Origin of the sequence: Paenibacillus cellulosilyticus, from assembly GCF_003182255.1 — a bacterium.
GTDB classification, from domain to species: Bacteria; Bacillota; Bacilli; order Paenibacillales; family Paenibacillaceae; genus Paenibacillus_T; species Paenibacillus_T cellulosilyticus.
On the sequence record NZ_QGTQ01000006.1, the window covers coordinates 142325 to 152769 of the forward strand.

Genomic DNA, 10445 nt, shown 5'->3' on the forward strand with positions numbered 1-10445 from the left:
CACTGGCGCTGATGGGGCACCGGGAGCTACGGGTGCGACCGGCGCTGAAGGTGCGACAGGAGCTGCCGGAGCGACTGGGGCCACTGGCGCTGATGGGGCGCCGGGGGTTGCCGGAGCTACGGGCGCGACCGGTGCTGATGGGGCGCCGGGGGCTGCTGGAGCGACGGGCGCGACTGGCGCTGATGGGGCGACAGGAGCTGCCGGAGCTACCGGGGCCACTGGCGCTGATGGGGCGCCGGGGGCTGATGGGGCGACGGGCGCGACCGGCGCTGATGGCGCTACGGGGGCTGATGGGGCGACGGGCGCGACCGGCGCTGATGGTGCGCCGGGGGCTGCTGGAGCGACGGGCGCGACCGGCGCTGATGGTGCGCCGGGGGCTGCTGGAGCGACGGGCGCGACCGGCGCTGATGGCGCGCCGGGGGTTGCTGGAGCGACGGGCGCGACCGGCGCTGATGGTGCGCCGGGAGCTGCTGGAGCGACTGGGGCCAGTGGCGCAGATGGTGCGCCGGGGGCTGCCGGAGCGACTGGAGCCACTGGCGCTGATGGTGCGCCGGGGGCTGCTGGAGCTACGGGCGCGACTGGCGCTGATGGTGCGCCGGGTACGGCTGGAGCGACTGGCGCAACAGGTACCACGGGTGTGACTGGTGCTACAGGCACCACAGGTGTAACCGGCACAACGGGGGCGACCGGAGCTACAGGCAGCGCTTTCACCGATGTGCATGCCTTTGCCGCTAATACATCTGGCTCTGCGATCTCCGTCGTGCTTGGCGGTACAAATGTACCTCTTCCGAATGCACAGGTTTTCAATGGCGGTTTCACAATCAATGGTGCTAATGATACGATTACGGTTCCAACCACTGGCACCTATATGATTTCATTCCAGATTAATACGACAGCTTCGCTATTGGTTTCCGCACGCTTACTCGTCAACGGAACTGCAGTTCCTGCTGGCACGATATCGAATGCCGTGTCGGTCACTCAGTTCAACAACGTCGTCGTCCTCAATTTGACCGCAGGCAATACCGTCACGATTCAGCTATTCGGTTTACTTGGAACTGCAACACTCATTACAGGAGCAGGCGCGGCAGTCACTATCGTCTTGTTGTCTTAATCTTATATGAAACGAAACAAGCACGAACTGGATTCCATATGGAATCTCGTTCGTGCTGTTTTTCTATCTATTCAATTTGATCTCGCCCTATCAACCTTCAACCCATCCATAATGAACTGGATTGCTGTTTGTTTGATCTGCTCGATCTCTTCTTGCGATCTTACTGGTGCGCTCGTGTTCATCTTTAGATCGATTTTGGCAGAAAGGCTGATTCCTCGAATGATGAGCAATGTATTCGCTAATGACTCAAAATGAAATACGCCCTGTTCCTTTCCACGCTGTAAGAGCTCCTCGAGTTTCGCCCACACGGGCTGCACATACGACATTACAATCTCGCTGCGCGAAGAGTGCATGAGCAGCTCTTGGTCTATCATCAAGCTTAGATGGAAGTCATCGAAGCTCATAGACATCACTTGATCCATCAGGAATTGCAGTCCGGTGAACGGATCCCGAAACATTGCTTCTGCCTGATCGAGCTTTGTGCCCGGGAAGTACGTCTCGAAGATATGCTGGAACACCTTCTCCTTCCCGCCAAAATAATAGGACACAAGCGAAATATTCGCATTTGCTTTATCGCATATTTGCCGAATCGTCGTTCCGTCAAACCCTTGTACCGCGAACAGTTCCTTAGCCGCTAGTAAAATGCGCTGCTTGACATCCTGCTCCATTCGTTACACGACTCCCTCTGCCTGATTTTATATATGGAAAAGTCTATCATGCTGTAATCTGTTGATCAAACGTTTGTTTTACTTCGGATACTAGTTGGCAACTACTTCATTAGATGCAGGCTGTTGAGATCCCACAGAAGCTGGCTGCTTCTTCACCCTCACCTGCAAGAGCACGAATCCAAGTCCTGAGCTAATCGCAACAATGAGGAACAGAATGCCCACATCATGCCCCGTCTGAATACCGCCAAAGCCGAGATTGAACAATCCATCTACTGCATACGTTGCAGGCAAGAAATGTCCCAACGACTTGAAGAAGCCGCTCAGCACCTCGCGTGGAACGATCGTTCCCGATGTAACCAGCTGCAGCGACAGCATCATCATGTTGACGAACATGCCTGCCATTCCAAGCAGAAGCAGGAACAGCTGCGAGAAGAACATGAATGTGATCAACGTAAGCATCGTGAACAGCCAGAACAAGAGGAATCCACTTTCCATCTGTCCACCAAGCGCATAGATGAGCGTTGATCCAACAATCGAGATGATGAATGCAGCCGCGATATTAAGAATGACTCTTACACCAAAATGCTGTCGCGCCGACAATGCCGAGCCTATTGCCATCGTTACTTGCTGCAGATTCATTGCCATCAGCATCGAGCCAACGAAGCATCCGAGCACGAGCATCATCGGAAGCATTTGATTCTGCATGCCTTGAATCGGGTTGATCGTCTCAGTCTCCGCCTCCACTTTCGAGAGCAGCGCTTGTGCTGTCTGGCCCGCTTGTTCCTCAGGCATATTCAACTGCTCCAACACCGCTTGCGTTCCTTGCAAAATTGTATTGTCTTTCATCTGCTGTGTAATGCGTGCAACCACACTATCCATTACACTCCGCGTCATCTGAGGATTGGATTGATTGACCGTAAAATGAATCGTCGCTTTCGAATTCGGCGACGTTAAGCTGCTGCCGAACTCGCTTGGAATCGTCATGATGAGATGCACCTTGCGGCGCTCGAGCTCCGTACGTGCATCTTCTGCGCTAGGCGTTGTGATCTCGAATGGCAGGTTTCCCTTAAGCTGCTCGATCAGTTGACTGCCGAACTCCCCATCTTCATTCACAACGGCAATCTTCAATTGGTCCGTCCGGTTATTGACCCCATCATAAGCAGTCATCCAGCATACGACGAAAATCGTTAGCGCCATCAACGCGACAACCAGCGCGATAATCGTCTGGCTTTTGGACAAATAAGCTTTCAATGCATGTTTCATTTTGAACCCTCCCGTTTCAATCATTCGTTTTAAACAATTGTTTTAAATTGTTGTTTGATTGATAATTTACCACCCATTCCCTTCCAAGTCAACACTTAAAAAATGAAGAGGCATTCCTGTCATCAGTCAGTCACTGTTGCTGCACCCTGGCCGCCTTAGTTACAAAAAAAAAAGAAAAAGAGGCTGACCCAAAAGTAGGTCAGCTCATTGATAAGCTAGATCAATTATCTACTGCTCCCTTCTTGAGCAAATTATGGGCAAGCGAAAGCCACCCGACCTCAAGGCTTACTTTTTGCAAGCCTCGAAGCAGAAACCGCCGGAATCCCCGGTTATTCTTTATTTGTCCAAACACACTCTCCGGTTCGATCATTCGCCTTACTGATAATGCGTAGCCTTCAGTGCTTTATCTTTCGGCCGTTCTTGAAGCTTTGCTTCCAGACGCTCAATGGCTTCGTCGAGTTTCTCACTTGTGACGGAAGAGGCGTCGCCGCCTAGTTCAGGAAGCGCTTTTCCTTGATATTCTTGTTCTTCGGCAATCTCCGCTGCTTCGATGGCAGCAAACAATGTCTGTACTTTCTCTTGCAGTTTGGCTTTTTGCTTCACGACGGCTTTACCCCAAACGAAGGTGTACCGATTCGCATTGGCTTCGATCTCTGTACCATCGACGAAGTAATGTTCTAGCTTTATGTGAACATTTTGGGATGATAACTGTCTCGGCCACCGCCAGGATAAGCACTGGCGAAGATCTTGTCGTCCAGCCGATTTACGGCAGCCTTGACGACACGAACGAGGTGATTCGAGGGAATGTCCTCTTCGAGGTCCATTGGCAAGCAGAGTTGGTCCAGGGTATATTGGATGTACAAGAGAAACAGCTCATTTGGAATGGTTGGTGGTACTTCCATTTTACCAAAAGACTGTTTCTTTTTGTCTGTCTAAAACCAAGCCAGCAGCGGAGCAGACGAATGATTCTGAAGAAGCGTCAGAGGACGCCTTTGTCAACGGATTGCTACCTTGCAGCGATCTTGATCTTACCCATTCAAAGCAATCCGGTGACAACAGCGATCGTAAGAACATTCGCTCCGCGCAGCTGCCTTTGCAGCTCATTGAAACACAAGGGGCCGTCCCAAAGTCTAATGACTTTTGAGACAGCCCCTTTACTGTGCAATCGCTTCTCCCTGTTAAGATTTGATCATCTCTAAGAACCTTTCGGATAAATGGTCGGTCAGCAGCCTAATGCTCGAATATTGTTGGATGTCGAGCATATGAACAGGAAACCCGATATCATTAAGCTTCGCCTCCATTTGAACGGCAAGTAAGGAGTGACCGCCAAGATCAAAGAAATCATCCTCGAGAGATATCTCTGATAGGCCGAGCACCTCTTTCCATATGATGCACAACGTCTCTTCAAGCTGTTCACGACTGGTCAGAGGTTCTTCACTGCCGATTGCGTTCAATTTGCGCTGCCGTTCGCCAAGCAAATCTGTCCTAATCCTATCATCAACTCCGCTATCCGGAAGTTCGAACCAGCAGGAATACGGTTGGAACGGATAAGTTGGGAGCGGTGTCCTGCTCCGATTCTCTCCTTCATACAGCTGCTCCCAAGGAATCGTCGCTCCGTCAGCGTAGCAGGCTGCAAGCCGCTCCAATAGCTGCCGTTCCTTACGTTCGGATTTGCGCCAACTGTTGATGAGTCCGGTTACGGTGACAAATAATTCAACCGGCTTAATGCTGTCGATGATTTCTCCGTAAGCGACCCCGTCGATTTCCGCCACTTGTGCTCCCAGCGACAGCGCCGCCGCGGCGCGCTCCAGCTTCGCGATCATCTCTTCACGGCTGGAAGCGGTAATAGCTAGACGATAGTTGTAAAGACCCCTCCCGATATTGGCCGAATAGCATACATCCGCCATCGCAATATGAGGCTTGGCAACGATATAATCCAGCATATTGTTTACATATTGGGAAAGCGCATGCTTCTCCTGTGCGGACATCGTCAACAGCATCGGCTCATCCGCAGACTCAGCGGATCTATGCTTGGTAGGCGCTTCCTCCAGCACGACATGACAGTTCGTGCCGCTGAAGCCAAACGAGCTGACCCCGCATCTTAGCGGGATATCAACCGCAAGACGCTCCCAGCCGCGCAGCTCGTCGTTGACATAAAGCGGCGAATCCTCGAAACGAATGCTTCGATTCGGTCTGGAGAACGAGAGCGTTGGCGGCAGCTGCTTGTTCGTCAGGCAAAGCGCCGTTTTTATCAGGCTCGCTATACCGGAAGCGCCGTCGAGATGTCCGATGACACTTTTGACCGACCCGATGCCGCAGAACTGCTTGCGGCTCGTATAACGGCGAAAAGCGCGCGTGATTCCGTCAATTTCAATTGGGTCGCCCAGCCTCGTGCCCGTGCCGTGCGCCTCCATATATGTGATCGTCTCGGGATCTACGCCTGCACGTTCCCAAGCATCGACAAGCAGCCGCTCCTGCGCAAGTGCGTTAGGCGCGGTCAAGCCGATGGAGCTGCCGTCATGATTGATGGCGCTCCCTTTAATAACCGCATAGATATGGTCGCCGTCACGCATCGCCTGCTCCAGCGGTTTAAGCAGGATCGCCGCCGAGCCTTCACCCCAAAGCGTGCCGTCGGCTGCATCATCGAACGTTCGCGTTATCCCACTGCCGGATTCAATGCCGATTTTGAAATCCTTGTTCACTGGAAGGATATTGAGTTTTATACCGCCAGCAAGCGCGGCGTCGCATTCGCCGTTCAACAAGCTCTGACAGGCGGTATGCAGCGCAACCAACGAGGAAGAACAGGACGTATCGATAGCCATGCTTGGGCCGCGCAAGTCAAGCAGATGATTCAGCCTGCTGGCGATAATTGGCGCGATATTGCCCGGCAACGCAACCGACATCGCTTCCGGATATAACCTTGATAGGATGGTGCCATAGGTCGGCCAGGCATTGTAGCCGATAAATACGCCGGTCCGGCTGCCGGACAGCTTCTTTCCGCCATAACCCGCATTTTCCAGGGCCGACCAAGCGGTCTGCAGAAAAATCCGCTGCGCCGGATCCAGCAGCCTGGCCTCGCCTAGCGACATGCGGAAGAATGGATAGTCGAAGCCGTCGATCTCGCTTAAATAACCGGCTTTATCGTAATGACCGCCCTTTCCAAGCAATTGGTCAGCCATCTGCCTGCGTCTCTCTGGCAGCTCACGGATGCAGGATGTACGTGATATAAGATGGTTCCAGAACATGTCGTAATGATCGGCCATCGGCAGCTTCAGCGACATGCCGATAATCGCGATGCTGTCTCCCGAGCGGCGTGCGTCAGCTTTCGGCTCCGCTGTCTGTGCGCGCAGCCGCTTGACCAGTTGTATGCCGATCTTCGTATCGATGGTGCCGCTGGCGATTTGCTCTAGCACGAATTTCAGCGTATCACTCATTGCCCTCACCTGCCCCGCTGCCGTTTAACGTAGACATCAATCCAGATACAGACAATTCGCCTTTAGCCAGCTGTTCGATCAGCAGCTCGATATCCTCGTATTCTTCATCAGCTGATTTGGGTTCTCCCGATGCGTTCTCTTCCGTTGTTGCTGCAGCGTAACCGACTTGATGATGCCCTTGCGTCTGCATATCGATATATTCCGCCAGCTTCGCAATAGTAGGGAATGCAAACAAATCTGGCAGCTGAACGATGCCCGGCCGCTCTTTATCGATGTACGCATGTATCTTGAGAATCATAATCGAGTTGCCGCCAATATCGAAGAAATTATCGTCCATACGGAATGCCGCATAACCAAGCACCTCCGACCAGGCCGTGCCGACAAGCAGCTCTGTCTCCGTAGCGCTGCCTCCCTTTCCTATCAGCTGGATCGCCGACTTGGAAGCTTCCGCGCTCTTCTGCGCTGCTGCTTTCGGCTGCTTAAACGCCTCTGCATCCTGATCGTGATCCGCATAATAATCCAACATGCTTAACCGACCGGCAACGAGTTCTGAGAATTGCTCTGCAGTCCGCTTAGGCTGGCCAATGATCGCCTGTGTCAATTCCGAACGAAGGACCTTCACGAGCGCCTCCATCGCTTCACCGTTGGAAACCGATTGCAGGACGCCACCATTCAAATCCGCTCCGTATGCTACCGCCATCCCCGTCTCGAACCAGCTCGGCCAATTCACGCACTTTGTTCCCGAACGTCTCGTGCTTCTTTCTTCACAGAGCGCGTCGAGAAGCGAATTCCCTAGGCTGTAATCAAGTTCGCCAGGAATGCCGACAAACGCGGAAATGCTGGAGCTGCACAGGAAGAAATCAAGCGGGTCTTCATTTGTCAGTTCATCCAACAGCAGCGCACCGATTGCTTTCCCTTCCAGCTGATTCATAATGACGCTGCGCTCCTTCCGAAGCAGCGTACCTTGCGCCGCAAGAGAGCCGGCGCAATGAACGATGCCGCGTATCGCGCCATAATCGCCGCGAATGCTAGCAAGCGCATCACGAAGGCTGTCTCTGCATGCAACGTCCGCATAATGAACGGAAACGGTTGATCCGCAGCTGCGAATATCCGCCAATGTATGTTCATCTGGCGGCGTAGTCCGCGTAATGATCGCCACATGCAGAGGTTTCACATCCGCTATAAATTTGGCGATCTCCTGCCCGATGCCACCGCCTCCACCGCTGATGACATAGACACCGCCTGCACGCAGCGGAAGCTCATTTTCGCGCAAAATATCGTTTGGTTCACCCGAGAATAAAGGTCCGTTCTTAACCGAAGCAATTCGGCATACGCGTGCATATTTGTTCCCGCCTCGCAACGCCGAGACTTTGACGCTATTTCGGCTGATAGCCGGATTCGGAAGGCTATTAGTTCCTGCCGAATTCTCCGCTGTGGATTGATCGTGTTTGCTGCTACAGCAGCAGATCTCCGCAGCCACGCGTTCAGCCGACGTCGCTGAATCGATATCGATCGACCGAATCCGAAGATTCGGCGATTCGAGAGGAAGCGTTTCGCACAGTGAATGGAGTAGTCTGCTATCCGGCGATAGACCGACTTCCGTCCCCATAACGGAATAAGCATCGGTGGTGACAATAACGAGCTCTGGCTGTCGGCTAATCTTGTTAGTGAGCGCTTTGCACAGTTCGATCAGACGGAAGAATCCTTCGTCAAGCCCTTTTCGGAGCTGCGCTTCGTCCAATGTGCAGTTTTCTCCCGACGAGGCAGCCGTGTAGATAAACACAATCCGTTCAAGTCGGCTTGGATCATGAATCTCGAACAAACGCTCATAATCGGAATCGTTGTCATGAAGCAGCTCGATTATTTCATGATTTTGCGAGCCGGCTTCCCCGCTCAAATCATCAATCAGAGATCTGCCGACATGTTTAGCTTCTTGCAGCGCGTTAACAATTTCCACAGCCCGCACATCTCCGCTATGAAGAATAAGCGTGCGTCTACTAAGCTTGCCATCGACAATATTAGCCGTATGCATGCTGTTCTGCGAACTCGCTTGCGTACTTGCGATCGAGCTGCCATGTTCGCTAACTCCCGTCATTACGCCGTCTTCTTCAACCGAAACCTCCCATCCCATCTCCCATAACGGAATCGGCTGCGAATCAGGGCAATCCATCCAGCAGCGCACCGGTTCAAACGGATACAAAGGCAAGCGCACCTGACGATGCTTATGAACAGGATAAACGATGGACCAATCTGTATGCTCCCCCTTAACGAAAGCAGCCGCTAGATCCTTTAAAACCCCTTCGCCCTCAAGCATCGTACCTACGATAAGGCCCGCTCCAAGCGTAATTTGGTTATAGTCAGCATCTTCGACCGCCGAGAGCCGCGCAGCAAGCTCCTCCGCATTGGCACCTACAACAAGCAAACGATACGGGAAAGCGCTTCGCTCCACATTGGCGGTATAGCAAATATCTTCCATTCGCTCTGTGCTTTGCGAGAGCCACTCGGCAAGCCGATCCGCTTTCTGACGAAGCGACCACACACTGTGAGCCGATATAGCAAGAGCATAGAGCGGAGTCGTCATCGCGCCGCCTCCTTCGGCTACGCCTGTCATGTCACAAACAGGCGCCTCCTCTAGCACGATATGGCAGTTCGTGCCGCTGAAACCGAATGAACTGACGCCGCATCTTCGCGGCTGATCGTCCGACAGCCACGGCTTTGCCGTATCGTTCACATAAACAGCAGATTGAATGAACGAGATATTCCGGTTCGGCCGGGCAAAATGTAACGTAGGCGGCAATGTCTTCCGATTCATCGCCATAACCGCACGAACGAACCCGGCTAGGCCGGCCGCTCCGATCAGATGCCCGATATTCGGCTTTGCCGAACTAATGGCGCAGAACTGCTTGCGCTCCGTAAACCTCGCGAACGCCTTGTTGACCGCATCGATTTCAATCGGATCGCCCAGCTTCGTACCGGTGCCATGCGCTTCCAAATAACCGATCGTGTCGGGTGAAATTTCCGCATCTCGCCATGCCGATACGAGCACTTCCTCCTGCGCGAGTGCATTCGGCGCGGTAAGCCCGATCGAATGTCCGTCTTGATTGGTGGCGCTGCCTTTGACGACCGCATAAATCGGGTCATTATCCTTTAAGGCTTGGCGAAGCGGCTTCAGCATGACGGCACATACCCCTTCGCCGGTTACCGTGCCGTCCGCCTTATCATCGAACGTTCTCGTCTTGCCATGCGCCGATTCGATGCCGACTTTGCCGATCAGATCAATCGGCAGAACGTCGAGACGTATGCCCCCTGCCAGGGCGGCATCGCATTCGCCGCTTCGAATCGCTCGAACCGCCGTATGAATGGCGACAAGCGAGGACGAACATGAAGTGTTGACGAGCATGCACGGCCCCTTCAAGTCAAAATAGTACGAAACCCGCCCAGGAATCATCGACACAAGGTTGCCGACATGCGCCTCTTTATAGGAGGACGGGTCAACCTCCAGCACCCGTCCCGTATAATTGTACGCCTCATGGTCGTAGCCGATGAATACGCCTGTCCGGCTCCCTTTCAGCTTATCGAAGGTGTATCCCGCATCCTCGAAGGTATGCCAAGCCGTCTGCATAAACAACCGCTGATGAGGGTCCGTCAGCTCTGCCTCGCGGGGAGACATGCCGAAGAACCGATGATCGAAGCGATCGATTCTGTTCAAATAGCCTTGTCGGATGAAGCTCCAGTCGGATCGCTTCATCCCTTTGAACCGGGTATAGCGGTCCGCCTCTATTTTACGTGAATAGGGAAGCTCTCTGGTTGCACATTCGCCTTCGGAAGCTTGCGTCCAATACGCATTCGCATCACTCGCAAGCGGGAAATCGAGTCCGATGCCGATCACAGCGATCTCCTTGCCCGTTTCCGCTCTTGAGGCGTTCTCAGACGACAGCTTCATGATGTCCAGCAATCTTTGGGCCATAA

General features: G+C 53.3%; 6 protein-coding genes and 2 pseudogenes. 2 read left to right on the top strand and 6 right to left on the bottom strand.

What is annotated here, in order from left to right; translation table 11 throughout:
• The coding region (locus DFQ01_RS31885) for a BclA C-terminal domain-containing protein (RefSeq protein WP_281272000.1) at positions 1 to 1111 on the top strand (1111 nt) is incomplete at its 5' end.
• 71 nt (positions 1112 to 1182) lie between these two features.
• Here the strand turns inward: DFQ01_RS31885 and DFQ01_RS11025 are convergent.
• The 4 genes and pseudogenes from DFQ01_RS11025 to DFQ01_RS32120 form a co-directional block, all read right to left on the bottom strand.
• Positions 1183 to 1779, bottom strand: a complete 597-nt coding sequence (locus tag DFQ01_RS11025; RefSeq protein WP_110043952.1) for a TetR/AcrR family transcriptional regulator — start codon at positions 1777 to 1779, stop codon at positions 1183 to 1185.
• 90 nt (positions 1780 to 1869) lie between these two features.
• Positions 1870 to 3042 (bottom strand): YhgE/Pip domain-containing protein, encoded by a 1173-nt coding sequence (locus tag DFQ01_RS11030; RefSeq protein WP_174812694.1) that lies wholly within the window; start codon positions 3040 to 3042, stop codon positions 1870 to 1872.
• A gap of 220 nt (positions 3043 to 3262) precedes the next feature.
• Positions 3263 to 3418, bottom strand: a pseudogene (locus tag DFQ01_RS31575) (transposase); the annotation flags it as partial.
• Between the two features lie 173 nt (positions 3419 to 3591).
• Positions 3592 to 3905 (bottom strand): annotated as a pseudogene (locus tag DFQ01_RS32120) (transposase); the annotation flags it as partial.
• A gap of 14 nt (positions 3906 to 3919) precedes the next feature.
• Here DFQ01_RS32120 and DFQ01_RS11040 point away from each other — a divergent pair.
• Positions 3920 to 4186 carry a hypothetical protein gene (locus tag DFQ01_RS11040; protein ID WP_110043954.1) on the top strand — a complete coding sequence of 89 codons (267 nt, stop codon included), beginning with the start codon at positions 3920 to 3922 and terminating at the stop codon, positions 4184 to 4186.
• Between the two features lie 34 nt (positions 4187 to 4220).
• On the opposite strand, the gene DFQ01_RS11045 is transcribed toward DFQ01_RS11040, so the two are convergent.
• The gene (locus DFQ01_RS11045) at positions 4221 to 6476 is read right to left on the bottom strand and encodes a type I polyketide synthase (RefSeq protein WP_110043955.1); all 2256 of its coding nucleotides are present in this window, start codon (positions 6474 to 6476) and stop codon (positions 4221 to 4223) included.
• A complete protein-coding gene (locus DFQ01_RS11050) occupies positions 6469 to 10443 on the bottom strand; it encodes a type I polyketide synthase (RefSeq protein ID WP_110043956.1) in 3975 nt (1324 codons plus the stop codon). The genes DFQ01_RS11045 and DFQ01_RS11050 overlap by 8 nt, the downstream gene beginning before the upstream one ends.
• Positions 10444 to 10445 lie beyond the last annotated feature (2 nt).